This is a genomic window from Streptomyces sp. NPDC004051, from assembly GCF_053604275.1.
On the sequence record NZ_JBSGHG010000059.1, the window covers coordinates 1 to 25,749 of the forward strand.

The following is a 25,749-nucleotide window of genomic DNA, read 5'->3' on the forward strand; positions in this document are numbered from 1 at the left end:
CCGAACTCCACGATGCCTTCGTCTCCCTGGCCTGCAGCCTGATCTGCTGGAGACGTCTCAAGAAAGCCCGATCATGATCGTGTTACGAGCTCTAAAGCTGGGGGGCTTCAGACGTCTTGGCCACCCAGCTGCTCGGGAGCGTCGTCTCGGCCGAGCCTGCGCACCGTCGGTCGCAGCCAGCGAAGGCAAGAAGTGCGACGCCTGGACGGCTGGCAGGCATCGTGATTCTCACGATGCCTGCCAGCCGTCCAGGGAGACCTCCGATCCGTTGTTCAAGTAGTGATGGAGCGCGCTGGCTGTGGTGTCGACGAAGGCTTCGGGGATGGCGTTGGCGTCGACCCAGAGGACCTGGGAGTGCTTGCGGGGTTCGCGGTTTTCGGGTTCGCCGGTCCATTCATGTGCGGCAAAGACGACCGTGAGGAAGCCGTTGGGGGCTTCGACGCCCCAGGCGCCATGGATGATGTGGGCGACCTTGAGGGACTCGGGCTTCACTGTGAGGCCGGTCTCCTCGTAGAGCTCGCGGACCGCGGTTTCGGTGATGGGCTCGCCGGGCTCGCTCTTGCCGACGGGGAGGTCCCACATGCCCTGGGCGAACTTGGCATTCTCGCTGCGCTGGAGGAGGACGACGCGGTTGGTGGCCTTGTCGTGGACGATGACGGCCGCGACCAGCAGGGTCATCGATTCGAGCGCCGGCTTGAGGGCCTTGGGCTGGTCGTCGGTCTGCTGGGTCACGGTGTTCCCTTCGTCGGGCGGGTTGTTGGGCATGCTAGGCGAGGGCCTCGCGGGCGCGGCGGGCGAGATCTGCGGCGCCGGGAACGCGGCGGCGCTGGTAGACCGCGAGAGTGGAGCGGATCGACGTGATCGCCTTCCGGGTCCGGTCGGAGGTCATGCCCTCCATGAGGACCAGGGCCTGAGCCCAGGCTGCGACGGCCTCGTCAGCGCGGGCTTGGGCGGCGAGGCTGTCGCCGAGGTCGGCGTGGGTGAGGGCGTGGACCCGCTTGTACTTCTCGGGGTCCCAGCGGGTGAGGGCGTCTCGGTGCTGCTGTTCGGTACCGATGTGGTCGGCGAGGTCTGTCAGGGTGCGGGCGGTGTGGCTGGCAACGGTGCCGGCGGCGGGGCCGCTCACGCGGGAGTAGCTGGGCTGGGGGCCATCGTCTCGTAGGAGGGCGTCCTCGGCGGCGAGGAGGGCCCGTGCGGCCGACGGGTTCTCGTCGGTGGCGGCGTAGGCGCGGGCGTGGGTGATGTGGAGGAGCGCCTCGGTCTGACCGTCGACGTGGCCGAGACCTGCGCGTAGGGCGCCTTCGACGAGGTCGACGCAGTGGTGAGGCTGCTTGAGACTCAGGGCCTGGTGGGCGAGGGCGCGCATCATCCAGGCGGCGTGGCCGTGGGGGTCGGCTTCGCAGGCGAGCTTGTAGCCGACCTGGTAGTAGCGCTGGGCGGCGCCTTCCTGGCCGAGGTCGTGGTGCTTCCACCCTGCGAGGTAGGCGAGTTCGGCGACGGCGCCGAAGGCGGCCCGGCGTAAGGCTTCGCTGGGGAAGCGTCCGCGCAGCATGGGAGCGGCTGTGTCGGCGAGGTACGCGGTGACGGTGGTCAGGCCGTGCCCGCCGCCGAGGCGCTCGTCGGCGGCGCTGAAGGCCGCGGTGATCTGGCGTACGACGTCCACGTCCTCCGCCCCGACCAGGGACGTACCAGTGCGGGCGCGGAGCATGCGGGCGGTAGCTTCGTGGTCATAGACGAGCGGCATGGCGACGCCGGCGGTGGTGAAGGCCGCGAGTGCGAGGAAGCGGCGGCGCTCGACGTCGGCGCGGCCCAGGTCGGTGACGGCGAGGACGGGGTCGGATTCCGCCGACTCTTCGGTATCACCGGCCTGGAGGCCGATTTCGGTCTGGGTGACCGTGCGTCCCGCTCGGCGGGACAGCGCTTCGGCCAGGTACGGACCTACCCGGCCCGAAGGGGTGCGGGTGCCGTTCACCCAGTGCGAGATGGCCGACTTGTTGGTCTGGAGGATCTCGCCGTTCTCGGCGGCGATCCGCCGCACGTCTCGGGCGAGGGCCTCGTAGGTGCAGCCGACCGCGTCGATGGCGTCGCGCAGACGGGAGTTGGGTTCACTCTGCGCCGCCACGATCGCCTCCGTCCTGGAGCTGTAAACCGCGTATACCGCTTCAACTGCCTTCCACCGTACCCACTGAGCGTAACCACCGGTTCACTTATCAGCAGCCGCCCGGAACGGCGTGACCGTGATCCAGGCTCCCCCTTGGTCCGGGCGGCACCCCGAACTTCCCTACGCCCACACCAGGTTCGGGCATTCCTGTGCCCGAACCCGGCCAATCAGAGACGGAGACACGGTGACCACCATCGACACCACGGCCATCACGGTCGAGCTGCCCGAGGCGTTCGACTCGCGCTGGAGCCGCCTGCCCGGCATCCAGGTCGACGGCCGGCGCATCACGATCGACCCGGCCCAGTACTTCTTCCGCTTCGAGTCGAACACCTGGCTCGTCGCCGACTGGGAGCTGGTCAAGTCCCAGCTCCTGGGGGTGGACGAGACGACCGAGAGCACGGTCGAGCAGCTCGCTCTCGACTTCATCAAGCAGCACAGCGAGTCCACCTCCGACGCCGCCCGCGTCGTGGCCACCGCATACGAGGTGTACGCCTACCTCTTCCGCGACGAGCACCTGACCGGCCTCGGCCTGCCGCAGATCACCGCCGACCACCTGCGGATGCTCCGCGAGGCCGCCACGCTCATGGCGCTCAACAAGGTCGAGCTGGACGGACACATCTCCAACGTCGGCCCGTGCTGGTTCTTCCCCGCCGCCACCTCCGTCGTCTTCGACCTGGACGACGAGATGGGCGGGATGCTCGACGAGGTCTACCACGGCGGCTGGTTCAACGAGCACCGCCGGATCGAGTCCATCAAGGCTCACGCCGCGCTCGGTGGCCGGCTCGTGCACGGCTGCCAGTCCGTGCCGGACCAGTCCGGCGGCGTGGTCGCGCCCTACGGTGCCTCGATGGCGAACTTCCGTGACGACCTCGCCGCGTTCAAGGCGGGCTGGATCGAGCAGGTCTACGCCCACCGCGTGAACCCCGCCGCGTAACCCCACCCGATCAGGCTCCGGGGCGGGCCGGTATCCCTCGCCCGCCCCGGACGCCACCACCCCTCCCCGGAGCCCTCAAGTGACCACGAATCCCAGTGCCGAACTCCTCGACAACCTGCTCACCGCGACCGACCAGACCACCGCCGTACGGGAGGAGGTACGCGTGTGGTCCATGTCCGGCGTCGAGCGCGTCACCTTCCCTGACGGCACCACGGCCGTCTTCAAGTACGCCAAGAAGCCCTTCGACAGCGAGGACCAGGCCCTCCGTCTGGCCCACACCTTCGGCGTTCCCGTCCCCCAGGTCCACGCCTCCGCCGTTCTGGACGGCTGGCTCGGCATGCTCATGGAGGACCTTGGGCCGTCCGTCCGCGAGGCCGACGACCTCGACGGCGTCGCTGCGGCCGTGGTCCTGCACGGCACCCGTACGGCTCCGCCCTTGCCCGTCCTCGACCAGGACCGGCTGCGCACGCTCCCCGCCCGGGCGCTGGAGCACCTCGAACGGCTGCGCAAGGCCGACCGGTGGCAGGACGCCGACGACGTCGAGGACGCGCTCGACCGTATCTCCCAGGCCGCCGAAGCCCGCTCGGCCGGAGCGACGCTGGAACCGTTCGGCTGGGTGCACTCCGAGTTCCACCCCACCAGCCTTCACATCGGAGAGCACGGCTGGCGGCTGCTCGACTTCGCCCGCGCCTTCACCGGCCCCGGCCTGCTCGACCTCGCCAGCTGGCACGGCACCATCGATCCGCCGCACCCCGTGCGCCTGCGCGTCTTCCTGGAGCAGTACGTCACCGCCGGCGGCACCCCCGACGCCCTCGCCCCGCGCGGCGGGCTCACCGCCGAGAACTGGGCCCTGGGCTGGCAACGCATGTGGGCCGTCGAGTGGTTCATGGAGCAGTCCATCCGCTGGATCAACGACCCGGCCACCGACCCCGCCTACATCAAGGCCGTCCGCCGCCACCTCACCGACGTCCTCCACCTCCTGGAGATCTGACGTGCTCGCCCAGGCATCCCCCTGGCACGCCCACGCCGTCCAGCGCACTGCCGCCGGACTCGCCGAACCTCTGGCCGTACCCGCCCGGATGGAGTGGACGACGAGACCCGGCCAAGGTCCCGGCGCCGACGTCCTCGGCCCCGACCTGCGCGGCAAGCGACTCCTGGAACTCGGCTGCGGCCCCGGCCACAACGCCGCCCACCTCGCCACCCGCCACGGGGCCCACGTCACCGGCGTCGACCTGGTCGGCCTCCAGGTCCGCCGCGCCCGCTCCCACTACGGGCGGCTGAACAACCTCACCTTCGTTGCTGGCCACGCCCTGCACTGCCTGCACGCCTCTGACGAGCAGTTCGACGCGATCTACTCCGTCTTCGGAGCCATCGGTCTCGTCGCCCCCGAGCTCCTGCTCCCGGCCGTCGCCCAACGCCTCACGCCCGGGCGAGTGCTGGCCTTCTCTGTCCCCCACCCGCAGCGCGGCGGTCGAAGCCCCTCCGGCGACGACCGGCCCCGCCGCGACTTCGTCACCCTGCCCGACCGCACTCGGCTCCCCATCGCCCGATGGGAGTTCGATACCGACCGTTGGGAGAGGCACCTCAGCCGGGCGGGCTTCTGGCTCACTTCGGCCCAGGAGTTCAACAACCCCCGCATGGGCCACTGGCCCACCACCCTGCTGATCCGCGCCCGCAAGCTCTGACCAGCCATTCGCCCCGGCTTCCCCCGGAGGAACCGATGCGCCCGCCTTACCTGCTCCTCGACATCGACGGCGTCCTCATACCCTTCCCCAACGCGGACGGCTCGACCCCGGCCACCCACGCCCGCCACGACGTCGTCCCCACCGGCCGGAGCGCCGACAACCCGGTCACCGTCTGGCTCGACCCTGCCCATGGCCCCATGCTCATGGACGTGATCCGCACCGGCCTGATCACCCCGGTCTGGTGCACCAGCTGGCGCCAGGACGCCACCGCCCTCATCGGGCCGCTCCTCGGCCTTCCAACCCTGTCATACATCGATCTCCCGCGTCCGCAGATCACCACCAGCCACCCCAACGGCTACCTGTGGAAGCGTGACCACGTCGACGCCTGGCTGGGCGACGCCCCCGCCATCTGGATCGACGACGACTTCACCGGCCTCGACCATGAATGGGCGGCGGAGCGCACTGCGAAGGGAACGTCGACCCTCCTCATTCAGCCCGACCCACACCACGGGCTGCAGCCCGAGCACCTGACCGGGCTCACGACGTGGGTCTCGCAGTTACCCACAGCCCGCGCCGCCTGACGCCCTGATGCCCTCGCTGCCACGAGCAGAGAGGGCATCAGAGTGTTGCTCGAGCGTGAGCCGCCTGCGGTCTGTGGCACGTATCGGCGGCGCTGATGTCGGAGTCGGCTGGAACACTGCGGTCGTGATCAACGAGATGACCCCAGACCTTTCTGGTGCTCCCGCCAGCTCCCTGCCACCCAGAGCACAGGCAGAGCTCGCCGGCACCGCCTGGGAAGAGTTGCCGCACGTCTGTACGGGCCGGCACGGTGTGCCTGACACACCGGACATCCTCGGCGCTGTGCTCGCCGCCGACCCGGCCCGCCGGGTAGGGGCGGTAGGCGATCTGTATCGGCTGCTCCTCAATCAGGAGCAGGTGTTTCCGGCGACCGCTCCGGCAGCCTTGGTCCTGGCCGGTCTTCTCGACGATCCGCGCACCCTCGCCGAAGACCGGTGGGAGCGCAGGGCCGGTCGGCGGTCGCTTCGCGCCGAACTGCTGAACTGGCTGGCTTCGTTCGCCGACATCGCCCGCCTGGACGTCGAGGGCGGCGTCGGCACCGCGCAGAATCTGGCCGCCGCCCGAACGGCAAGGCCAACACTCCACGACCGCATCGCGGACTTCTGCGACGCCGACGATCCACTGGTGAAGGAGGCCGCGCTCGCGGCCACCGCCCTGCTCCTGGCCGACCCCGCCCTCGCCTCGTCCGTACCCCGGTACGCGCCCGCCGTTCGCGAGGTCCTTGCCGTGAGCGCGGACTCGTACTACCGGTGGATCGCCCGAGAACGGCTGGCTGCCTGGGGGGAGGATGTCACTGGTCTCGTCACTGCGGAGAAGGAGCGCCGCGCGGCCCTGGACCGGGCAGGCGAGTTGGCGGAGGACCCGTTCGGCGGCCAGGAGCAGGAGCAGGCGATCCGCTGGCTGGAAGATCAACCCGAGGACACCGCTGCTCCGGAACGACTCGGCCGCCGGCGTGAGGACCGGACCGCTCCCATGCCGGCTGCCCTGCACGAGCCAGCACCCGAGCCGCCCGTGGCCGCCCCTGGAAGCGAGGCGGGGTACCGCGGCCCGTGGCGGATCGCCCGGGAGGAGGAGCGCGCCGAGTGGACGTTCACGCCGTACGTAGGAGTCGGCCCCCTGCACTTCGGGATGACCTTGGAGGAGATCACCCGCGTCCTCGGCGAAGGACCGGCCGTCTCGTCCTACTCCCACCACGGCGAAGACCAGCAGCTCAACTACGCCGACTTCACTGAGAGCGGGATCAGGGCCCTCTTTCACGACGGCCGCCTGGGGCGCGTCGCCGCAGACGCCCTCACCGGCCCCCAGGCGAGACTGAACGCAGCCCCGCTGACCGGCTGCGCGCCTTCCCACGTGGAGGACTGGCTCGTCCACCGCACAACACGGCCTGGCAGCCTGGCGTACAGCGTCGCTGGCGATCCGGTCTTCGCCGACCTCGGCCTGGCGATCCGCTCCCAGCGGGCCGGCGACATCATCCTGACCCGCCCCCTCTTCCTGCTCCACGACTGGCTCGACCTGTGGCACGCACTGCCCAGCGAGGAGTGGAACTGCTCGTGAAGCGTTGTTCGCCGGTCGGCCTCACCTGAGTGCGAGGCCGACCGGAGCGACATCTCGTCCACTCGAGCGATATCGGGGACGTAGACCACCGGCCGAGTGGGGAATCAACGTGAGCAGCTCTGCGCTGGCCGGGGTCAGCGGTGTCGACTGCGTTCTTCGGGCCTCATGGCCGCTGGTGTGGCCGGAGGGTGTGGCGTGGCGGACATGGCCGAGGTGCCGCTGGTGGCGCTTCGCATGCGAGCCGCTTGCGTCCTCCGGTTCGGCTGAGCCGTGATACGCCAGTTGAGGACCTCGGCAGGGTGCTCGGCGCTGTCGAGTTCCCGCTGGGTGCCCACTTCGGCCAGGAGGCGTCGGGGGTTGTGGCCGGCGCTCTCGGCCTGGGCGAGGGCTGTGGTCAGAGCGGTCCAAGTGGGGTCGGCGAGGATCCGGTCGGCGTGGGCGGGGAGGGCCACGCGTACGTCTTGTTCGAAGCGGCTGGCGGTTGGGGCTCGTGGTGCGCGGCGGGCCAAGTCCGCCAAGACGGGCGCGGCGGCCTGCTGGTAGCCCGCCTGGAGGTGGCGGAAGGCTTCCTCGGCCGCAGCAGCCTGCTGTGCGTGGCCGCGCTGTTCGTGCCACTTGGCGGCGGCGCGGGCCAAGTGCACGGTGGCGAAGAGCAGGGCGATGGCGAGTCCGCCCGGCTCGTTGGAGGCGCAGGCGAGTTCCTTGGCGGCCTTGCGTAGGGCGGTGGCGGCCTGGTGGTCGGCGCGGGTGGCGGAGCGGCGGGCTCGGTTGAACGCCATTGCCGCCGCCCGCAGTTCCGCCCGGTGTGGGCTGCTCGTGGCGCTGGCGATGTTGTACAGGGCATCACCGAAGGCGGCCAGGTAGCCCTGGGCGGCGGCATCGTCGCCGGAGTCGAGGACGGTGTGCGCCGCGTGGATGGCGGTGGTGGTGTGCCGCCATGGATCGGCAGGGTCCGCCACATACCGCGGGCGGTCGGCCACCTCCTGGTCGGGGAGGCGCTCGCGTAGGCGGTTGATGGAGAGGTCGGGGGCGAGCTTCGAGCCGCCGTACCAGACGGGTTCGCCAGCCGTGTTGGTGTCGCCAGGTGCGGCAAGGCTGTAACCGATCACGTCGCCGGTCTCGGGGCCGATGCGCGTCTTGACCTTGATGCCGAGGGACTGCAGCACGGCGAAGTAGTCGGCTTCGGTTCGTACGGCGGCGGCGACCGCGTAAGCCTGCTCGCGCAGCCAGTGCCGTGCCGTGACCGTCTGGCCCTGGCGCTCGGCCTTGGCGCGTTCGGCGCCGGTGGGGGTGCGGGGCGCGGTGAGGTCGCCGGACTTCAGGCGGCGCAGGCCGAACTCGGCCTCGATCTTGCGGCACTCGGCTTGGGCCCGCTGTCCGTCGCGGTGCGTGCGCGGGCGGCGCCCGTCGGCGCGGACAGTGGTGGCCATGATGTGGATGTGGTCGTCGGCGTGGCGCACCGCGATCCACCGGCATGCCTTCTCGTCGCCTTCGGGGGCGATGCCGGTGGCGTGGACGATGCGGCGGGCGACCTGGGCCCACTCGGTGTCGGTGAGGTAGCGGTCACCGGGCGCGGTACGGACCGGGCAGTGCCAGACGTGCTGAGGTGGCTTCTTGCCGCCCAGCTCGCGGGTGCGCAGGTCGACATGGTGGTCGAGGCGCTTGGCCAGTAGGGAGTAGGCGGCTGCCGGGTCGCGGCCCGGATCGGGGGCACCGGCCATGTCCCAGGCGGCGACGATGTGAGGATCGGTGTGTTCGTCGCGGCGGCCGGGGCCGAAGAGGTAGACGATCAGTCCGCGGGTGTTGGAGCCGGTGGAGACGTCAGGAACCATGCGCGGTGCCTTCCGTCACGAGCTGGTCGATCAGTCGGTAGCTGTTCTCGGCGGCTTGCTCGACGCGGTCTAGTACCGCCTCGGCACGCTCGGGCACCGTTCCCCGGTGGATGGCTGCGGTGATCTGGTTGAGGTTGCCGCCGATGCGGTTCAGCGCGACCGTGTGTGCCTCGACGGCCTCGATCAGCGGGCGGACCGGGTCGTCCTCCGGGCTGCCGACCAGTCCTGCCTTGCCGAGGGCGACGGCGAGGGCGGCGTCGCCGACGAATCCGGCGAACTTCTGCCCGCGCTGGTGAGCGGCGGCGCTGATCACGCTCACCGCGGTTCGCGTGAAGCGGATGGTCTTCTCCTGGTCGCGCTTCTCCACGGTGCGCTGCCGGTTCATCAGTGCGGGCAGGGCGGGGGCATCGAGGTCCCGCCAGGAGGGCTGCTCGGTGGGCGGTTGGACATCGGTCGGCGGCTGAGTGCTCGGGGCGACGGGGTCGGGTGCGGGCGGGCAGCTGGTCTCGGCTGTGCCCTCCTCCGGCTCGGGCGCCCCCTGGCGCTCGGCCTTCTCCCCCGCCGCCCCTGGGGCGGGGGCAAGCGCGGACGAAGCCTCGTTAGAGGCTCGTTCGCTCCAGCTTGCTGCTGATCGACGGGTCAGGCCGAAGAATCCCTTGCGACGGCGGGTGGGGGAGTCGTCGGTGCTCGTTTCGGGCATGGTGGTGCTCCGGTGGTCGTGTGGGGTGGGGCTTCGTCACGTCCGTTGCATCCGTCCCGTAGCTGGTCAGGACAGGTACGGAGACGGTCGCAGGTACGGAGTGATCCGTATCGGCGAGGAACTCCGTCCCCGCGCTGACCTGCGCGGGGACGGATGCGACGGATTGATACGGAGCTGGTGTCAGCGTGTGAGTTTGGGGCTGGCAGGCCCGCCGGGCGGGCCGATGGGCAGCGTCCCGGACGGAGGGGCCGGCGGCTTGCCCTGGGTTCGACGTGCGGGCACGGTCTCGTCGGCTGCGGGGGCTGGTTGGGCGGGGTCGGGGCAGTAGCGGGCCCAGGCGTCGAGGAACTGGTTGCGGGCGTACGCCTTGGCCTGCCTGCCGTTCTCGAAGCGGTGGTTGGCCGGGCTGATGCCGAAGTCGCGCAGCAGGTTGGCCAGGTGGTAGGCGTTCAGGCCCTTGGTGCCGTACTCGGCCCAGGGCGCTTCGGCGTCCTGGATGAGGGAGGCGAGCAGGTCGTGGCTGCGCAGCGCCTCCTTGTTGCCCTCCTGCTCGAACACGCGGCGGATGTCGCGCAGCAGCCGCGTCTTCAGCGTCGTCTGCTCGTCCTGGACCACTTCGTTGCGCGTCATCGCCAGGCAGGCGGCACGGGCCTGCGAGGGCCAGTGTCCGCCGGCCAGGTCGGCGACGATCACCAGCGGCTCCCACGTATCGGCGGCCCGGTCCTCGACCGGCATCGGTGGCACCAGCCGCTCCGCTGCCCCGCGCAGCGGGGCCAGCCATACGGCCAGCCGGTTGCGCAGCGCGTTCAGTTCCGGAACGGAGTACCGCGAGCGGAACGGGGCGATGCGCTCGCCCGGCCTGCGCTTCTGCATGCGGAGCACGACCGCCCGGTCCATGATCGTGTCCGGCAGGTCGCCGATGCCTGCCAGCGCGGCCATGGCGAAGGTGGGAAACGCCGTCGGCTTGTGCTCCGGGCCGGATATTCGCCAGGCGGGCCGGTTGCGCTGGTGCCCGGCATTCAGCAGACCGCGCAGGTCCTCCTTGTCGCCGGCCTTGGGGCCGAAGATGGTGTCGGCCTCGTCCACCAGCAGAGTCGGCGGGTTCTTGCCGATGACGCGGAACACCACCGCAGGCGAGGTGTTCACCGTCATCATCGGCTGGTGCACGGTCTCGTGGAGCACGTCCAGGACTCGGGACTTGCCACAGCCCTTGGTCGGTCCCACCACCGCCAGCCGTGGCGCGTGCTGGAGAGCGGGCTGGATATGGGAGGCAGCCACCCACAACGTGACCGCCGTCAGGGCCTCGTCGTTCGGCAGCACCACATACCGACCGATCGCCGCACGGAGGTCATCCAGCAGCGCTGCTCCTTCGTCGGGCGTCTCGTCGCTCGAACCGGCGCGGTCCCCGGTCCCCGATCCCCCGTCGGGGGCCACGGTCCCCGCAGATTCGTGGGGACCGTGGCCCTCACCATCCGTTCGGGGCGTACCGCGCTCGTCCGGGATTCGGGGACCCGGTTCGGGGACCAGCGGGCCGAAAGACTCCGCCCGGTCCCCGGCTTCCGCTCCGGCGGGACCGGTCCCCAGGGCACTGACCTGCACAGGTGCCGCGATGGGGGTGTTTCGGTCCCCGACCGGAACACCCGTCGAAGCATCGCCGCTGGCGTGTGCAGCAGGGGACCGTGACTCTGTTCGGTCCCCGCTTCGGTCCCCGTCGCGCCAGGGAATGCCCTGGCCGGGGACCACGGCGGCGGGCCAGACAATCTCGGATGCGTTCGGGGTGGCGGGGGACGTAGAGTCCTCCATAGACGTTCCTCTCAGGTGAGGGACGGGACGGGCAAGGTCCCGCCCCTCACCGGTTCGTTCGTTCAGGGATGGGCGACGTGCAGGGGAATCCCCGGCCCTCGGCGTACGCCCGCCGGGGCCGTTGCTGTGTCCGGGCCTGCCGGCGGCTCATGAGGCCAGGCCCCACTCGTCTCGGCCGTCGATCAGCGTGCGCTCGTAGCGCAGCAGCTCGGCCTCGGGGTACAGCACCCGCTTGCCGACCTTGATGCCGAGCGGCCCCTTCTTAATGTGGCGCCAGTAGCGGACGGTGCTCTCGGCTGTGCGGTAGCGCTCGGCGACCTCGGTGGTGGTCAGGTATCGCATGCATTCCCATTCGGCTAGATGACGATTCGATCTGCATAACGTTGTACCCCAGGATCGGCGGTTACCCAAATCGGGAAGCCCATGTTTCAATTGGGATAGCTACGGTGACGATGGAGGTTCGATGGCAGGCGACAAGTCCCAGGGTGGCGAGGTGCCGCTGCTCTACAGCGAGGGAAACGTGGCCGCGCGCGTGGCCCTGGAGCGCGAGGTCAGAGGGTGGAGCACGACCGAGTTGGCGGAGCGGGTGACCAGAGCCGGCATCAAGATGAACCAGACAGCGGTCTGGCGCATCGAGAACGGCTCCCCTCGCCGACGCATCAACCTCGACGAGGCCCTCGCCTTCTCCCGCGTCTTCGAGCTCCCCCTCGAAGAGCTGATGTCACCGCCCCTGGAAGGGCTCGACATCGACAGTCGGCGCCTCGTCCAAGAGGCCGTCGAAGCGTTCTACGAGGCCCGAGACGCGCGTGACCGCCTGCACCACGCCGTGGTCGCCATCGCCGACCACATCAAGGCTCACCCCGACAGCTCGCGGGCGATCCACGAGCAGTGCCTCCGCCTCATGGGCGACGAGCGGGACGCTCGCACCCTCAGCAGCGACATCGAGGACGGCGGCCACTACTGACAACCGACACGAAGGAGAAGCCACTTGGCCAACATCCAGAAGCGCCCCAACGGCAAATGGCGGGCCCGCTACCGCGACCTCGACGGCAAGGAGCACGCCCGCCACTTCGACCGTAAGGTCGACGCCCAGCGATGGATCGACGAGGTCACGGCCAGCCTGGTCACCGGTCAGTACGTCGACCCGCGATCGGCGAAGAAGCCCTTCAAGGAGTACGCGGAGGAATGGCGGGCCATCCAGCCGCACCGGCCTTCCACGGCCAAGGCGGTGGCCCAGCACCTGCGCTGCTACGTCTACCCGGCCTGGGAGAAGCGGGCGCTCGGCGCCATCAAGCCCGGCGACGTGCAGAGCTGGGTCACCAGCCTGACCACCGCTCACGGGCTGGCCGCAAGCACCTCACGGACGGTCTTCAACACGGTCAACGCCGTCTTTCGGGCGGCCGTTCGTGACCGGATGATCCCTCACAACCCATGCGCCGAGGCGAAGCTGCCCTCGGTGCCACGGAAGAAGATCGTGCCGCTGGCCGTCGAGCAGGTGCGGACGCTGTCCGAGGAGATACCGTCCCGCTACAAGGGCCTCGTGCTGCTCGGCGCCGCCACCGGGCTCCGCCCCGGCGAGCTCTTCGGCCTGCAACTCCGGCACGTGGACCTGCTGCACGCGACCGTCTCGGTCGAGCAGCAGATCCAGCAGACCGCCAAGCACGGCGTGTACGTCTGCCCGCCCAAGACCGCTCGCTCGCACCGCACGGTCCCGCTCCCCCGCATGGCGGTGGTTGCGATGAAGGCCCACCTGCAGGACTTTCCCGCCGATGGGCCCGAGAGCTGGATTTTCACGGCGCCGCAAGGCGGACCCGTGGTCTACACGCACTTCATGGACGGGTCCTGGCGGCCCGCCTGCGCGAAGGCCGGCATACCGAAGGGCACCGGACCCCACGCCCTCCGGCACCACTACGCCAGCCTGCTGATCAAGCACGGCGAGTCCGTGAAGACGGTCTCCGAGCGCCTCGGCCACACCAACGCGGCCATGACGCTGAACATCTACACCCACCTGTGGCCCGACTCCGAGGAGCGGACCCGAGCCGCGGTCGACAAGGCGTACGCGGACCAGTCCGCCGGTGCCCGGCCACAGGTCGACGAAGCGGCGTAACCGCTCCCCCGCGTGCCGGACTCATCCAGCACGCTGCGGACTCTGTGCGGACCGCAAAGGCCGCCCAACCCGCTCCGCCGCAGGTCAGACGGCCTTTCGCCGAACGTATTAGACGTTGAAGCGGAACTCCACCACGTCGCCGTCCTGCATGACGTAGTCCTTGCCCTCCATGCGGGCCTTGCCCTTGGCGCGGGCCTCGGCGACCGAGCCGGTGTCGACGAGGTCGGCGAAGGAGATGACCTCCGCCTTGATGAAGCCCTTCTGGAAGTCGGTGTGGATGACTCCGGCGGCCTCGGGTGCGGTGGCGCCGCGCTTGATGGTCCAGGCGCGGGACTCCTTCGGGCCGGCCGTGAGGTACGTCTGCAGGCCGAGGGTGTTGAAGCCGACGCGGGCGAGGGTGGCGAGGCCGGGCTCCTCGGCGCCGACCGACTCCAGCAGCTCCATGGCGTCCTCCTCGTCCAGCTCGGCGAGGTCCGCCTCCAGCTTGGCGTTGAGGAAGATCGCCTCCGCGGGGGCGACCAGGGCGCGCTGCTCGTTCTTGAAGTCCTCGTCGATCAGCTCGTCCTCGTCGACGTTGAAGACGTAGAGGAAGGGCTTGGTGGTGAGCAGGTGCAGGTCGTGCAGGAGCTCGGCGCGCTCGCTGCCCTGGAGGATGCCGTGGGCGAAGAGGGTGTCGCCCTTCTCCAGGATCTCCTTGGCCTCCTCGACCGCCTTGACCTTGGGCGCGACGTCCTTCTTGATCCGCGACTCCTTCTGCAGGCGCGGCAGGACCTTCTCGATGGTCTGCAGGTCGGCGAGGATCAGCTCGGTGTTGATCGTCTCGATGTCGTCCTTCGGCGAGACCTTGCCGTCGACGTGGACGACGTTCTCGTCCTTGAAGGCGCGGATGACCTGGCAGATCGCGTCGGACTCGCGGATGTTCGCCAGGAACTTGTTGCCCAGGCCCTCGCCCTCCGAGGCGCCGCGGACGATGCCCGCGATGTCGACGAAGTCGACGGTGGCCGGGAGGATGCGCTGGGAGCCGAAGATCTCGGCCAGCTTGGCCAGGCGGGCGTCGGGGACGCCGACCACGCCGACGTTCGGCTCGATGGTGGCGAACGGGTAGTTGGCCGCCAGCACGTCGTTCTTGGTCAGGGCGTTGAACAGGGTCGACTTGCCGACATTCGGCAGGCCGACGATTCCGATCGTGAGCGACACGTTGCGACTTCCCGTACGTGAGGTTGGGGGACGAGGACCCGACGACTGGGCTGCGCGGGCCGATCCACCAGTCTACGGCGTGCCCGCCCGCCTCCCCGGCGACCTGTCGAACGTCTGGACGGTCTTCGCTTCCCGGCGTGTCTGACGGGCTATTCGGCACATAAACAGACCTAAGTTGGTCCAGTGGAGCAACCCAGGACGCGAACCGCCCGGTATGGACCGCGACGCGACAGGCCGCCCCGGCCTCCCCGGCCGCCGCTGCCCCCGCAGGCGGGGCGGGCACCCGGGGGCGGGGTCGCGCGGTCCGCCCGGCCCGCTGCCCGGCCCGCACGCCCCCGCCCGGAGCCGGCACCGGCCCGCCCGGCCCAGGCCCGGCGGCCCGTTCTCCCCGCCGCCCGGAACCTGCCGAACCCACGGCTCACCGGGCTGGGCGGCGGGCTGTTCTGCGGGGTCGTGATGCTGACGCTCGGGTTCCTCGTCGCGCTGCTGTTCGGGTCGGCCCAGACCGTGTACAGCGTCCTGTTCCTGCCGGTGTGCGTGCTGACGGCGCTGTGGGTGCGCGAGGGGGACCTGCTCACCGCGCCCGTGATCGTGCCGATCGCCTTCGCCCTGGGTCTCCTCCCCCTGGTCGACGACGGCGGGAGCGGCGGCTGGCTGATGGGCATGGTGACCGGCCTCGCCACCCAGGCCGGCTGGCTCTACGGGGGCACCCTCGTCGCCGGTGCGATCGTGCTCGGCCGGAGGATGCGGACGGTCCGCTTGCTCAACCGCAGGGCCGCCGCCGCCCGGAGCCGGCTCCGCGCCTGAGCGGCGGACCGGGCTCCGGCGCGGACCGGGCTTTGGACCGGGTCCGCCGCAGGGCGTCACACGCCCGTGGCCGCCCGCATCGCCGCCCCGACGATGCCCGCGTTGTTCTGCAGCTGCGCCGGGACGATCTCGGCCTTGATGCCGTGGATGTGGGGCAGGAACTTGTCGGACTTACGGCTGACGCCGCCGCCGATGACGAACAGCTCCGGCGAGAACAGCATCTCCACATGGGCCAGGTACTTCTGCACCCGGCGCGCCCAGTGCTCCCACGTCAGGTCGTGGTCCTCCCTGGCCTTGCTGGAGGCCCGCTTCTCCGCCTCGTGGCCGTGCAGTTCCAGATGGCCGAGCTCCGTGTTGGGGACGAGGAGGCCGTCCACGAACACGGCGCTGCCGATGCCCGTGCCGAAGGTCAGCAGGATGACCGTGCCCCGGCGGCCCCGGCCGGCGCCGAAGTGCACCTCGGCGATGCCCGCCGCGTCCGCGTCGTTGACCACCGTCACGGGCATGCCGCCCAGGCGGTCGCCGAGCAGCATGCGCGCGTCGGTGTCGACCCAGCTCTTGTCGACGTTGGCCGCCGAACGGACCGTGGTGCCGTCGGTGACCACGCCCGGGAAGGTGACGCCGACCGGCCCGGACCAGCCGAAGTGGTCGACGACCTCCTTGACGCCGTCGGCCACCGCGTCCGGCGTCGACGGCTGCGGGGTGAGGACCTTGTGGCGCTCCTGCGCGAGGTCCCCCTTGTCCAGGTCGACCGGGGCACCCTTGATCCCGGAACCGCCGATGTCCACACCGAAGATCTGCATGAACCTACGGTATGCCGGAAAGCGACGGCCACCGAACCGGGTGCCGCCGCTCTCCACAACCCTCCGAAACCTTCCGGAATCTTCCGGAACCCTCCGGATCCTTCCGGAATCTTCACCGGGGTCACCCCGCGGAGTTCGCCCCCGGCCCGTCCGCCGTTCCGGCGCCACCGCGCTCCGCCACCAGCGCCGCCGCCTCCTCGCGCAGGTCGCGGCGGAGCTCCTTGGGCAGCGAGAAGATGATGGACTCCTCGGCGGCCTTGACGATCTCGACGTCCTCGAAGCCGCGCTGCGCGAGCCATTCCAGGACCTGCTCGACCAGCACCTCCGGCACCGAGGCGCCCGAGGTCAGGCCGACCGTGGAGACGCCCTCCAGCCAGGCCTCGTCGATCTCGTCGGCGAAGTCCACCAGGTGGGCCGCGCGGGCGCCGGCGAGCTTGGCGACCTCGACCAGCCGCACCGAGTTGGAGGAGTTGCGCGAGCCGACCACGATCACCAGGTCCGCCTCGGCGCCCATCTGCTTGACCGCGAGCTGACGGTTCTGCGTGGCGTAGCAGATGTCGTCGCTGGGCGGGGAGATCAGCTGGGGGAACTTGTCCTTGAGCGCGTCGACGGTCTCCATGGTCTCGTCGACGGAGAGCGTGGTCTGGGAGAGCCAGACGACCTTCGACGGGTCGCGGACCTCGACCTTGGCGACGTCCTCGGGGCCGTCGACGAGCTGGATGTGGTCGGGCGCCTCGCCGGAGGTGCCGATGACCTCCTCGTGGCCCTCGTGCCCGATCAGGAGGATGTCGTAGTCCTCCTTGGCGAACCGGACCGCCTCCTTGTGCACCTTGGTGACCAGCGGGCAGGTCGCGTCGATGGTGGCGAGCCGGCCGCGCTCGGCCTCCTCGTGGACCACGGGGGCCACGCCGTGCGCGGAGAACATGACGATGTTGCCCGGGGGCACCTCCTCCGTCTGCTCGACGAAGACGGCGCCCTTCTTCTCCAGGGTCTGCACGACGTACTTGTTGTGCACGATCTCGTGCCGGACGTAGACGGGGGCCCCGTACTGCTCGAGGGCCTTCTCGACGGCGATCACGGCGCGGTCCACGCCCGCGCAGTAGCCCCGGGGAGCGGCGAGCAGGACACGGCGGCCAGACGAAGCGGTCATGCGTCCCATCGTAAGGGCCGCGTCCGGCGGGCCGGTGATCGCGTCCGGGGAAACGGTGCGGGCCGGTGGGCGCCGGCGGACGGGGGTGGCCCGCGCCGCCGGCGAGTGGGCGGACTCGCACCGCCGGTGAGCGGGAGGGCCTGCGTTGTCGGTGGCGCCCACTACTCTCGCGGCATGGCTCTCAACACGTCTGCGGAAGCGCCCATCCCGGTCGGTGAGGTGTCGCGGCTCATCGGCGGGTGGATCGACCGGCTCGGCGCGGTGTGGGTCGAGGGGCAGATCACCCAGCTGTCGCGGCGCCCGGGCGCCGGGGTGGTGTTCCTGACGCTGCGGGACGCCTCGCACGACGTCTCCGTCGGCGTCACCTGCTACCGGCAGGTGTTCGACGCCGTCGCCGACGTGGTGAGCGAGGGCGCGCGGGTCGTGGTGCACTGCAAGCCCGAGTGGTACGCCCCGCGCGGGCAGCTGTCGCTGCGGGCCGCCGAGATCAGGCCGGTCGGGGTCGGGGAGCTGCTCGCCCGGCTGGAGCAGCTGAAGAAGTCCCTCGCCCGGGAGGGCCTTTTCGCGCCGGAGCTGAAGAAGCCGCTGCCGTTCCTGCCGCGGCTGATCGGGCTGGTCTGCGGACGCGCCTCGGCCGCCGAGCGGGACGTGCTGGAGAACGCCCGGCGCCGCTGGCCCGCCGTCCGCTTCGAGGTGCGCAACGTCGCCGTGCAGGGGGTGCACGCGGTGCCGCAGGTCGTCCAGGCCGTGAAGGAGCTGGACGCGGTCGACGAGGTGGACGTGATCGTCGTCGCGCGGGGCGGGGGCAGCGTGGAGGACCTGCTGCCGTTCTCCGACGAGCAGCTGGTGCGGGCGGTGGCGGCCTGTCGTACGCCGGTCGTCTCGGCGATCGGGCACGAGCCGGACAGCCCGCTCCTGGACCATGTCGCCGACGTACGGGCCTCCACCCCGACGGACGCCGCCAGGAAGGTCGTCCCGGACGTGGGCGAGGAGTACGAGCGGGTGCGGCTGCTGCGCGACCGCGCGCGGCGCTGCGTCCAGGCGTTCGTCGACCGGGAGGAGCGGGGGCTGGCCCATGCCCTGGCCCGGCCGTCGATCGAGGATCCGTACCGGATGGTCGACGCGCGGGCCGGGGAGGTCACGGCGCTGCTCGACCGGGCCCGGCGCTCCCTGCGGCACCAGCTGGACCGGACCGACTCCGAGCTGGCGCACACGCACGCGCGCGTGGTGGCCCTGTCCCCCGCCGCGACGCTCCAGCGCGGGTACGCCGTGCTGCAGCGGGCCGACGGGCGGGCGGTGCGCGATCCGGGCGGGGTGGAGCCCGGTGAGGTGTTGCGGGCACGGGTGTCCGAGGGTGAGTTCACAGTCCGAGTCGATGCGTAGGGTGGGCGGATGACCAGCAAGAAGGACCAGTCGACGGCGGCCTCGGCCGAGGCCGAGGCGCTCGGTTACGAGCAGGCGCGGGACGAGTTGATCGAGGTCGTACGCCGCCTGGAGACGGGCGGTACGACGCTGGAGGAGTCGCTCGCGCTCTGGGAGCGGGGCGAGGAGCTGGCCAAGGTGTGCCGGCGCCGGCTGGACGGGGCGCGGGCCCGGCTGGACGCGGCGCTCGCGCAGGAGGCCGAGGGCGAAGGCGCCGGGGGCTCCGGGCGGGGAGCCGACGACTGACCCCGACTGTGAGGTGGGCCACCGGATTCCACGCTTAATTGAAAGTTGAACTTCATTGGCGTAGCGTCGTTCCCGTCAGCCGATACGTGGCACCCCCACGGACTTGGCCCAGGATCCGACTTACACCCCGAGAAGGTTCACCCCATGTCTTTCGTTCTTGACCCCGCCGCCCAGGACCTGCTGTTCCGCGAGGCGCGCACCGCCAACACGTTCACCGACGAGCCGGTGACCGACGAGCAGATTCAGGCGATCTACGACCTGGTCAAGTACGGCCCGACCTCCATGAACCAGTCGCCGCTGCGCGTCACCCTGGTCCGTTCCCCCGAGGCCCGCGAGCGTCTCGTCCAGCACATGGCCGAGGGCAACGCGACCAAGACGGCCGCCGCCCCGCTGGTCGCCATCCTCTCCGCGGACAACGAGTTCCACGAGGAGCTGCCGCGGCTCTTCCCGCACTTCCCCGGCGCCAAGGACATGTTCGCCGGCGACCGCTCGATGCGGGAGGGCCAGGCTTCCCTGAACGCCGCCCTGCAGGCCGCGTACTTCATCATCGGCGTCCGCGCCGCGGGCCTGGCCGCCGGACCGATGACCGGCTGCGACTTCGAGGGCATCCGCAAGGAGTTCCTCGACGACGACCACACCCCGCTGATGGTCGTCAACATCGGCCGTCCCGGCGAGAACGCCTGGTTCCCGCGCAGCCCGCGCCTGGAGTACGACGAGGTCGTCACCACCGTCTGACGGTCACCGGACGGACCGAAGGGCCCCCGACGGAATCCGTCGGGGGCCCTTTCGCGTGCCGGTGCGCCGTACGCCCGTCAGTCGGACGCCGGTGCGGCGGGTTCGGCGCGCAGCGCCTCGGCCATCCGCGCCAGCTGGTCGAAGGAGGCCGTGCCCGTCACCACCGTGGTCGGGCCCTCCGGGTCCTCGTGCACCAGCGCGTCGTAGTGGTCGCCCTCGTACCGGGTCCAGGTCCTGCCGTCGATCTCCTGGGTGGTCCCGGTCTTCTCCGCGCCCTGGGTCGCGTCCTCGATGAAGACCACCGCCTTCTCGGTGGACTGCTCGACCGCCACGTACTGCCCGTCGGGGGCCCGGTAGCCGAGGTGCCAGGACTCGAAGTCCTCACCCCGGTAGCGGACGGAGGTGGGCTTCCACTCCTCGGGCAGCCCCTCGGGCGCGGCCACCGCGTAGGAGGCGGCGCGGCGCGCGGTCAGCAGGTCGACCCGGTAGTCGACCCGCTTGAGATCCGGCTCCGACTCGTCATGCGGGCTGAACAGCCAGATCACTCCCGCGGCGAGCAAGATGAGACCCAGGGAGAGAACCATGTCCCGGGCCGACTTCTGCGTGCTGTTCGTTCCTGCCACACCCCTATCGTCGCAGGTGCCCGTCGCGCTCATCCGTGGGGTCCCCTGCTCATTTTGTCATCCCGGCGCTAGAGTCGACCTCATACCCTCATCCGGCCGTCGTCGTACAGAAAGGTGCGCTCCGATGACCGAACACCATCAATTGCCGTCCGAACTCGATGTGCCCTCCGAAGCTCCCGACCGCAACCTCGCCCTGGAGCTCGTCCGGGTCACCGAGGCGGCGGCGATGGCCGCGGGGCGCTGGGTCGGGCGGGGCGACAAGAACGGCGCCGACGGTGCCGCGGTACGCGCCATGCGCACCCTCGTCTCCACCGTCTCGATGAACGGCGTCGTCGTCATCGGCGAGGGCGAGAAGGACGAGGCCCCGATGCTCTTCAACGGGGAGCGCGTGGGCGACGGGACGGGACCCGAGTGCGACATCGCCGTCGACCCGATCGACGGCACCACGCTGACCGCGAAGGGCATGACCAACGCGATCTCCGTGCTCGCCGCCGCCGAACGCGGCTCGATGTTCGACCCGTCCGCGGTGTTCTACATGGACAAGCTGGTCACCGGGCCCGAGGCGGCCGACTTCGTCGACATCGACGCGCCGGTGTCCGTGAACATCCGCCGGGTCGCCAAGGCCAAGCGGGCCACGCCCGAGGACGTCACCGTGGTGATCCTCGACCGGCCGCGGCACGAGGGCATCATCAAGGAGATCCGGGAGACCGGGGCACGCATCAAGCTGATCTCCGACGGCGACGTGGCCGGCTCGATCCTCGCCCTGCGCGAGGGCACCGGCATCGACCTGCTGCTCGGCATCGGCGGCACCCCCGAGGGCATCATCTCGGCCTGTGCCGTGAAGTGCCTCGGCGGCACCCTCCAGGGCAAGCTGTGGCCGCAGGACGACGCGGAGCGGCAGCGCGCGATCGACGCGGGGCACGACCTCGACCGGGTGCTGACCGACGCGGACCTGGTCACCGGGGAGAACGTCTTCTTCGTGGCCACCGGCATCACCGACGGCGAGCTGCTGCGCGGGGTGCGCTACCGCTCCGAGACCGCCACGACCGACTCCATCGTGATGCGCTCCAAGTCCGGCACGGTCCGCCGGATCGACTCCGAGCACCGGCTGAGCAAGCTGCGCGCCTACAGCGCGGTGGACTTCGACCGGGCGAGGTAGCTCCGCGGGGTTCGCCAGGGGGTTGTGCCGGGGGGCCACGGGTGTGCGGTCCGTGGGCCCCGCCCCATGGGTCTCGTCGGACGGTGCGGGTCCGACGGGGCTGGGCGCGCAGCCCTCCGCGCCCCTTTCGGGGCGCGGAGGTACAACCCCTGCGGTCGGGGCCGGTCAGCCGGCCGCCGCTATGGATCCCGTCGTGCGCGCCGCCTTCTGCAGTTCCAGGTCGCGGCGGCGGCGCCGGGCCAGGACCACTCGGCGCTCGGCGGCGGTCAGGCCGCCCCAGACGCCGTAGGGCTCGGGCTGGAGCAGGGCGTGCTCCCGGCACTCGACCATCACCGGACAGCGGCCGCAGACCCGCTTGGCGGCCTCCTCGCGGGAGAGCCGGGCGGCCGTGGGTTCCTTCGAGGGGGCGAAGAACAGTCCTGCCTCGTCACGCCGGCACACCGCCTCGGTGTGCCAGGGCGCGTCCTGGTCCCTGTCTCGCGTCGGCACCCGCTGGGCCGGAACGGCAGCTACCTGCAGGGACGAATGCGGCGGTTGCGGCACGGGTCTACTCCTGACGACGGCTTCGCGAGCGAGAGACGATGCAGCAAGGCCTACCCGCTGTGCGCACGCCTATGCACTGAGTTCCGAACCGCCGCTTCCGGCACCGGAATTCGGCACGGACCGCCCCCGCGCCCCACGGACGCCGCACGAGCGCCGGAACCTCAGGACGTCACAACAACCGGAGCACCAGGACGTCACGACAAAAGGACGTCAGGGCGGCAGGACGTCAGCGGTCCAGGCCCCTGCGCTTGTCCACCGAGCGCTGCACCCGGTCGAGGATGTCCGCCACCAGCTTGCCCCGCTTGGGCCGCGCCTCGACATTGCCGAGCACCGCCCAGCCGTCCACGTAGACCACCGGGGCCTCGGGGTCCTCCGCGTCCAGCGAGGCGACCTCGAAGTTGCCGAGCACGCCACCGCCCATACCGCGCAGCGACACGTTCTGCGGGACCCGGACCTCGACGTTGCCGAAGACCGAGAAGGCCTTGATCACGACCTGCTGGTGGTCGAAGAGCGCCTCGCTGAGGTCTATTTCGACGTTGCCGAAGACCGCGTACACATGGATGCGGCGGCCGGCCCGCCAACGGCCCTTGCGGGTGGCGGAACTGAAGACCGCCACCACGTTCTCGTCGGGGTCCACCGGGATGGCTCCGGCGGTGGGGCGGCTCGGCGCCGAGGCATGGACCGCGCGCCCCTGGTGGGCGGCCGGCAGGTCCCGGACGAACACCTCGAGCTCGCCCGCCGTCTTCGCCGCCAGCACGCCCTCGACACGCTCCGCGTGCTCGTCGGCGGTCAGCCGGCCCTCCGCGAGGGCCTCGCGCAGGAGGTCGGCGACACGGTCGCGGTCGGCGTCCGAGACGCGCAGGTCGGCGGCCGGCGCGGCGCCGTCCCGGGGCTGGGCGTGCTTCTGAAGGTCCACGACAGCAGCGTACCCAAACGCGATAGATCGCGACCAGCCCCTGTCGGGAACTACTCGTGAACGAGTCCGGAACCCGTCAACACCTTCGGGACCTTCAGGGCCTTCGGGGTCTTCGGGACCTTCGGGCCTTCCGGGCTTCCGGGAACCACTGAGGACAACCTCACAAGCCCGCCCGCGCCGACAGGCCATACGCTGGTGAGCGCCCGCCAACGGAGGCGGGCGGCCGTCTGTCGAGTGAGGAATGGGCGAGATGCCTGAGTTCGAGTACGCCGATCTGCTCCCCATGGGAGAGGACACCACCCCCTACCGGCTGGTGACCTCCGAAGGTGTCTCCACCTTCGAGGCCGACGGACGGACCTTCCTCAAGGTGGAGCCCGAGGCGCTGCGCAAGCTCGCCGAAGAGGCCATCCGCGACATCCAGCACTACCTGCGCCCCGCCCACCTCGCCCAGCTGCGCCGCATCATCGACGACCCCGAGGCCTCGTCCAACGACAAGTTCGTCGCCCTGGACCTGCTGAAGAACGCCAACATCTCGGCGGCCGGCGTGCTCCCCATGTGCCAGGACACCGGCACCGCGATCGTCATGGGCAAGCGCGGCCAGAACGTCCTCACCGAGGGCGGCGACGAGGAGGCCCTGTCCCGGGGCATCTACGACGCCTACCACAAGCTCAACCTGCGCTACTCCCAGTTGGCGCCGCTGACCATGTGGGAGGAGAAGAACACCGGCTCCAACCTCCCCGCCCAGATCGAGCTCTACGCCACCGACGGCGACGCCTACAAGTTCCTGTTCATGGCCAAGGGCGGCGGCTCGGCCAACAAGAGCTTCCTCTACCAGGAGACCAAGGCCGTCCTGAACGAGGCCTCCATGATGAAGTTCCTGGAGGAGAAGATCCGTTCGCTCGGCACGGCCGCCTGTCCGCCGTACCACCTGGCGATCGTCGTCGGCGGCACGTCCGCCGAGTACGCGCTGAAGACCGCGAAGTACGCCTCCGCGCACTACCTCGACGAGATCCCCACCGAGGGCTCCCCGTTGGGCCACGGCTTCCGGGACAAGGAGCTGGAGGAGAAGGTCTTCGAGCTGACGCAGAAGATCGGCATCGGCGCGCAGTTCGGCGGCAAGTACTTCTGCCACGACGTGCGCGTGGTCCGCCTGCCGCGGCACGGCGCGTCCTGCCCGGTCGCCATCGCCGTCTCCTGCTCCGCCGACCGTCAGGCCGTCGCGAAGATCACCGCCGAGGGCGTCTTCCTGGAGCAGCTGGAGAAGGACCCCGCGCGGTTCCTGCCCGAGACCACGGACGAGCAGCTGGAGTCGGAGGAGGAGGGCGACGTCGTCAAGGTCGACCTGAACCAGCCGATGGACGCCATCCTGGCGGAGCTCACCCGGTACCCGGTCAAGACCAGGCTCTCGCTCACCGGCCCGCTGGTGGTGGCCCGCGACATCGCGCACGCCAAGATCAAGGAGCGGCTGGACGCGGGCGAGGAGATGCCGCAGTACCTCAAGGACCACCCGGTGTACTACGCCGGTCCGGCCAAGACGCCCGAGGGCTACGCGTCCGGCTCCTTCGGCCCGACGACGGCCGGCCGCATGGACTCCTACGTCGAGCAGTTCCAGGCGGCGGGCGGCTCCAAGGTGATGCTGGCCAAGGGCAACCGCAGCAAGCAGGTCACCGACGCGTGCGCGGCGCACGGCGGCTTCTACCTCGGCTCGATCGGCGGCCCGGCCGCCCGGCTCGCCCAGGACTGCATCAAGAAGATCGAGGTCCTGGAGTACGAGGAGCTCGGCATGGAGGCGGTCTGGAAGATCGAGGTCGAGGACTTCCCGGCGTTCGTGGTCGTCGACGACAAGGGCAACGACTTCTTCAGCCCGCAGCAACTCTCTCAGCCGACGTTCACCAGCATCCCGGTACGGGGTCCTGGCCTGGGCTGACCCAGCAGCGACGCCTGCCGAGAGCCCCCGGCGCTGAGCCGGGGGCTCTCGCGTTGCTTCGGTTCCCCTAGATCAGCATGACCACCCGAAGGCCGCGCAGCTCCTCTCAAACCGGTGTCGGCTCAGGGGAGTTCAGTACCGGTCCGCGACCGCTGGGGCCATTCATGGCGACTCGGTCCGTGCACTACGCCGCTGGTTTGTCAACGGCTGCTGAGCCACACCAGGAGTACCGCGCCAAAAACGTTCAGCACAGCCGTAAGAGTCACTTGGACGAACGTCACCGCCACCGTCTCTTTGATCTTGCCTGTGAGCACACGCCGTTCAGCGCCATTCCGCGGCTTCTTGCTGTCATGCATGAGGCATTCCCCCTCGGGCTAGTCGGTGCTACCAGCATCGACAGCCGGCCAGAGCAGGTGTTCGGTCCGCGTCACATGTAGACACTTCGCGAGCTGTAGTGACTCACTGAACTGAGGCAAGCACACATGAGAAGCTACGGCGGAGACACTTAGAAACACTTGGGGGCTGGGGATGGGCACTGTGCGGGGGAAGCGCGGGGTGGCGATGCCAGGTGAGGACCAAGTACCTCCAGGTCCTCACCGAGAGATGCTCATCACCTTGCATAAGGCCTATGCGACTGCCGGGCGCCCAGGACTGCGCCAAATAGCCTTGGGACTCAAACTTGACGATTCAGCCCCTGCCACCCTGAACTACCAGGCCATTGGAAAGGTTCTCAATGGAAGGCAACTCCCGAATCCTCGACAGCTGGTAAGCCTAGTACTCCAGCCGTAGATCGTGACTTGGCGCAAGGTGACGCCGGTCTGTGGGGCTCGGCCTGACGGCGGTGGCTGGCTACCGCCGTCCGGGCT

Annotated in this window: 26 protein-coding genes; 13 read left to right on the top strand and 13 right to left on the bottom strand. The window is 70.2% G+C overall.

Translation table 11 applies throughout. From position 1 onward, the window contains the following. Positions 1-228: 228 nt before the first annotated feature. Entirely contained in the window at positions 229-765 is a 537-nt protein-coding gene (locus tag ACWEQO_RS33195) for an NUDIX domain-containing protein (RefSeq protein ID WP_452986289.1), read from the bottom strand. Between the two features lies 1 nt (position 766). Beyond that, the gene (locus ACWEQO_RS33200; RefSeq protein ID WP_452986290.1) at positions 767-2,122 is read right to left on the bottom strand and encodes a tetratricopeptide repeat protein; all 1,356 of its coding nucleotides are present in this window, start codon (positions 2,120-2,122) and stop codon (positions 767-769) included. A 223-nt stretch (positions 2,123-2,345) separates the two neighbouring features. On the opposite strand from ACWEQO_RS33200, the gene ACWEQO_RS33205 reads away from it, so the two are divergent. The 5 genes from ACWEQO_RS33205 (at position 2,346) to ACWEQO_RS33225 (ending at position 6,913) form a co-directional block, all read left to right on the top strand. After that, entirely contained in the window at positions 2,346-3,095 is a 750-nt protein-coding gene (locus ACWEQO_RS33205) for a hypothetical protein (RefSeq protein ID WP_452986291.1), read from the top strand. A gap of 79 nt (positions 3,096-3,174) precedes the next feature. Continuing rightward, a complete protein-coding gene (locus ACWEQO_RS33210; protein ID WP_452986292.1) occupies positions 3,175-4,086 on the top strand; it encodes a phosphotransferase family protein in 912 nt (303 codons plus the stop codon). A gap of 1 nt (position 4,087) precedes the next feature. Then, on the top strand, positions 4,088-4,780 hold the full coding sequence (locus ACWEQO_RS33215; RefSeq protein WP_452986293.1) for a class I SAM-dependent methyltransferase: 693 nt from the start codon (positions 4,088-4,090) through the stop codon (positions 4,778-4,780). Between the two features lie 35 nt (positions 4,781-4,815). Then, positions 4,816-5,361 (top strand): HAD domain-containing protein, encoded by a 546-nt coding sequence (locus ACWEQO_RS33220; protein ID WP_452986294.1) that lies wholly within the window; start codon positions 4,816-4,818, stop codon positions 5,359-5,361. A 250-nt stretch (positions 5,362-5,611) separates the two neighbouring features. Then, entirely contained in the window at positions 5,612-6,913 is a 1,302-nt protein-coding gene (locus tag ACWEQO_RS33225; protein ID WP_452986295.1) for a hypothetical protein, read from the top strand. 134 nt (positions 6,914-7,047) lie between these two features. Here ACWEQO_RS33225 and ACWEQO_RS33230 read toward each other — a convergent pair whose 3' ends face one another. From ACWEQO_RS33230 to ACWEQO_RS33245, 4 genes are all read right to left on the bottom strand, one after another. Further along, a complete protein-coding gene (locus tag ACWEQO_RS33230) occupies positions 7,048-8,745 on the bottom strand; it encodes a relaxase/mobilization nuclease domain-containing protein (protein WP_452986296.1) in 1,698 nt (565 codons plus the stop codon). After that, positions 8,735-9,445, bottom strand: a complete 711-nt coding sequence (locus ACWEQO_RS33235) for a hypothetical protein (RefSeq protein WP_452986297.1) — start codon at positions 9,443-9,445, stop codon at positions 8,735-8,737. Before ACWEQO_RS33235 ends, ACWEQO_RS33230 begins: the two co-directional genes overlap by 11 nt. Positions 9,446-9,625: 180 nt before the next feature. After that, complete coding sequence (locus ACWEQO_RS33240; RefSeq protein WP_452986298.1) at positions 9,626-10,879, bottom strand: DUF3631 domain-containing protein; 1,254 nt, start codon at positions 10,877-10,879, stop codon at positions 9,626-9,628. A gap of 516 nt (positions 10,880-11,395) precedes the next feature. Then, positions 11,396-11,590, bottom strand: coding sequence for a helix-turn-helix domain-containing protein (locus ACWEQO_RS33245; protein WP_121715062.1), 195 nt, complete (start codon positions 11,588-11,590; stop codon positions 11,396-11,398). Between the two features lie 121 nt (positions 11,591-11,711). On the opposite strand from ACWEQO_RS33245, the gene ACWEQO_RS33250 reads away from it, so the two are divergent. Both ACWEQO_RS33250 and ACWEQO_RS33255 read left to right on the top strand, forming a co-directional pair. Beyond that, positions 11,712-12,212 (top strand): helix-turn-helix transcriptional regulator, encoded by a 501-nt coding sequence (locus ACWEQO_RS33250; RefSeq protein ID WP_452986299.1) that lies wholly within the window; start codon positions 11,712-11,714, stop codon positions 12,210-12,212. 24 nt (positions 12,213-12,236) lie between these two features. Next, on the top strand, positions 12,237-13,355 hold the full coding sequence (locus ACWEQO_RS33255; RefSeq protein ID WP_452986300.1) for a tyrosine-type recombinase/integrase: 1,119 nt from the start codon (positions 12,237-12,239) through the stop codon (positions 13,353-13,355). 108 nt (positions 13,356-13,463) lie between these two features. Here the strand turns inward: ACWEQO_RS33255 and ychF are convergent, their stop codons facing one another. After that, the gene (gene ychF / locus ACWEQO_RS33260; RefSeq protein WP_361451727.1) at positions 13,464-14,552 is read right to left on the bottom strand and encodes a redox-regulated ATPase YchF; all 1,089 of its coding nucleotides are present in this window, start codon (positions 14,550-14,552) and stop codon (positions 13,464-13,466) included. Positions 14,553-14,735: 183 nt separating this feature from the next. On the opposite strand from ychF, the gene ACWEQO_RS33265 reads away from it, so the two are divergent. Next, positions 14,736-15,359, top strand: coding sequence for a DUF6542 domain-containing protein (locus ACWEQO_RS33265; RefSeq protein ID WP_361451724.1), 624 nt, complete (start codon positions 14,736-14,738; stop codon positions 15,357-15,359). Positions 15,360-15,415: 56 nt separating this feature from the next. Here the strand turns inward: ACWEQO_RS33265 and ppgK are convergent, their stop codons facing one another. Next, entirely contained in the window at positions 15,416-16,162 is a 747-nt protein-coding gene (gene ppgK, locus ACWEQO_RS33270; protein WP_361451721.1) for a polyphosphate--glucose phosphotransferase, read from the bottom strand. Between the two features lie 121 nt (positions 16,163-16,283). Further along, positions 16,284-17,321, bottom strand: coding sequence for a 4-hydroxy-3-methylbut-2-enyl diphosphate reductase (locus ACWEQO_RS33275; protein ID WP_361451718.1), 1,038 nt, complete (start codon positions 17,319-17,321; stop codon positions 16,284-16,286). Positions 17,322-17,486: 165 nt separating this feature from the next. On the opposite strand from ACWEQO_RS33275, the gene xseA reads away from it, so the two are divergent. From xseA to ACWEQO_RS33290, 3 genes are all read left to right on the top strand, one after another. Further along, on the top strand, positions 17,487-18,695 hold the full coding sequence (xseA, locus tag ACWEQO_RS33280) for an exodeoxyribonuclease VII large subunit (RefSeq protein ID WP_361451715.1): 1,209 nt from the start codon (positions 17,487-17,489) through the stop codon (positions 18,693-18,695). Between the two features lie 9 nt (positions 18,696-18,704). Beyond that, positions 18,705-18,980 carry an exodeoxyribonuclease VII small subunit gene (locus ACWEQO_RS33285; protein ID WP_361451712.1) on the top strand — a complete coding sequence of 92 codons (276 nt, stop codon included), beginning with the start codon at positions 18,705-18,707 and terminating at the stop codon, positions 18,978-18,980. A gap of 144 nt (positions 18,981-19,124) precedes the next feature. Next, complete coding sequence (locus ACWEQO_RS33290) at positions 19,125-19,715, top strand: malonic semialdehyde reductase (RefSeq protein ID WP_361451709.1); 591 nt, start codon at positions 19,125-19,127, stop codon at positions 19,713-19,715. Between the two features lie 77 nt (positions 19,716-19,792). Here ACWEQO_RS33290 and ACWEQO_RS33295 read toward each other — a convergent pair whose 3' ends face one another. Continuing rightward, positions 19,793-20,338, bottom strand: a complete 546-nt coding sequence (locus tag ACWEQO_RS33295; protein ID WP_361451706.1) for a DUF4245 domain-containing protein — start codon at positions 20,336-20,338, stop codon at positions 19,793-19,795. 124 nt (positions 20,339-20,462) lie between these two features. On the opposite strand from ACWEQO_RS33295, the gene glpX reads away from it, so the two are divergent. Beyond that, on the top strand, positions 20,463-21,497 hold the full coding sequence (glpX, locus tag ACWEQO_RS33300; RefSeq protein WP_361451703.1) for a class II fructose-bisphosphatase: 1,035 nt from the start codon (positions 20,463-20,465) through the stop codon (positions 21,495-21,497). A gap of 165 nt (positions 21,498-21,662) precedes the next feature. On the opposite strand, the gene ACWEQO_RS33305 is transcribed toward glpX, so the two are convergent. Further along, a complete protein-coding gene (locus tag ACWEQO_RS33305) occupies positions 21,663-22,040 on the bottom strand; it encodes a WhiB family transcriptional regulator (RefSeq protein ID WP_361451700.1) in 378 nt (125 codons plus the stop codon). A gap of 226 nt (positions 22,041-22,266) precedes the next feature. Next, positions 22,267-22,956 carry a DUF1707 SHOCT-like domain-containing protein gene (locus tag ACWEQO_RS33310; protein ID WP_361451697.1) on the bottom strand — a complete coding sequence of 230 codons (690 nt, stop codon included), beginning with the start codon at positions 22,954-22,956 and terminating at the stop codon, positions 22,267-22,269. 241 nt (positions 22,957-23,197) lie between these two features. On the opposite strand from ACWEQO_RS33310, the gene ACWEQO_RS33315 reads away from it, so the two are divergent. After that, the gene (locus tag ACWEQO_RS33315) at positions 23,198-24,883 is read left to right on the top strand and encodes a fumarate hydratase (RefSeq protein ID WP_452986301.1); all 1,686 of its coding nucleotides are present in this window, start codon (positions 23,198-23,200) and stop codon (positions 24,881-24,883) included. Positions 24,884-25,083: 200 nt separating this feature from the next. On the opposite strand, the gene ACWEQO_RS33320 is transcribed toward ACWEQO_RS33315, so the two are convergent. Then, positions 25,084-25,239, bottom strand: a complete 156-nt coding sequence (locus ACWEQO_RS33320) for a hypothetical protein (RefSeq protein WP_452986302.1) — start codon at positions 25,237-25,239, stop codon at positions 25,084-25,086. Between the last annotated feature and the right edge of the window lie 510 nt (positions 25,240-25,749).

Excerpts from the sequence above, each read along its gene's own strand:
- ACWEQO_RS33285 (WP_361451712.1), top strand. The coding sequence starts at position 18,705 with ATGACCAGCAAGAAGGACCAGTCGACGGCGGCCTCGGCCGAGGCCGAG.
- ACWEQO_RS33290 (WP_361451709.1), top strand. The coding sequence starts at position 19,125 with ATGTCTTTCGTTCTTGACCCCGCCGCCCAGGACCTGCTGTTCCGCGAG.
- ACWEQO_RS33235 (WP_452986297.1), bottom strand. The coding sequence starts at position 9,445 with ATGCCCGAAACGAGCACCGACGACTCCCCCACCCGCCGTCGCAAGGGA.
- xseA (WP_361451715.1), top strand. The coding sequence starts at position 17,487 with ATGGCTCTCAACACGTCTGCGGAAGCGCCCATCCCGGTCGGTGAGGTG.
- ACWEQO_RS33220 (WP_452986294.1), top strand. The coding sequence starts at position 4,816 with ATGCGCCCGCCTTACCTGCTCCTCGACATCGACGGCGTCCTCATACCC.
- ppgK (WP_361451721.1), bottom strand. The coding sequence starts at position 16,162 with ATGCAGATCTTCGGTGTGGACATCGGCGGTTCCGGGATCAAGGGTGCC.
- ACWEQO_RS33250 (WP_452986299.1), top strand. The coding sequence starts at position 11,712 with ATGGCAGGCGACAAGTCCCAGGGTGGCGAGGTGCCGCTGCTCTACAGC.
- ACWEQO_RS33195 (WP_452986289.1), bottom strand. The coding sequence starts at position 765 with ATGCCCAACAACCCGCCCGACGAAGGGAACACCGTGACCCAGCAGACC.
- ACWEQO_RS33315 (WP_452986301.1), top strand. The coding sequence starts at position 23,198 with ATGGGCGAGATGCCTGAGTTCGAGTACGCCGATCTGCTCCCCATGGGA.
- glpX (WP_361451703.1), top strand. The coding sequence starts at position 20,463 with ATGACCGAACACCATCAATTGCCGTCCGAACTCGATGTGCCCTCCGAA.
- ACWEQO_RS33230 (WP_452986296.1), bottom strand. The coding sequence starts at position 8,745 with ATGGTTCCTGACGTCTCCACCGGCTCCAACACCCGCGGACTGATCGTC.
- ACWEQO_RS33275 (WP_361451718.1), bottom strand. The coding sequence starts at position 17,321 with ATGGGACGCATGACCGCTTCGTCTGGCCGCCGTGTCCTGCTCGCCGCT.
- ACWEQO_RS33245 (WP_121715062.1), bottom strand. The coding sequence starts at position 11,590 with ATGCGATACCTGACCACCACCGAGGTCGCCGAGCGCTACCGCACAGCC.
- ACWEQO_RS33320 (WP_452986302.1), bottom strand. The coding sequence starts at position 25,239 with ATGCATGACAGCAAGAAGCCGCGGAATGGCGCTGAACGGCGTGTGCTC.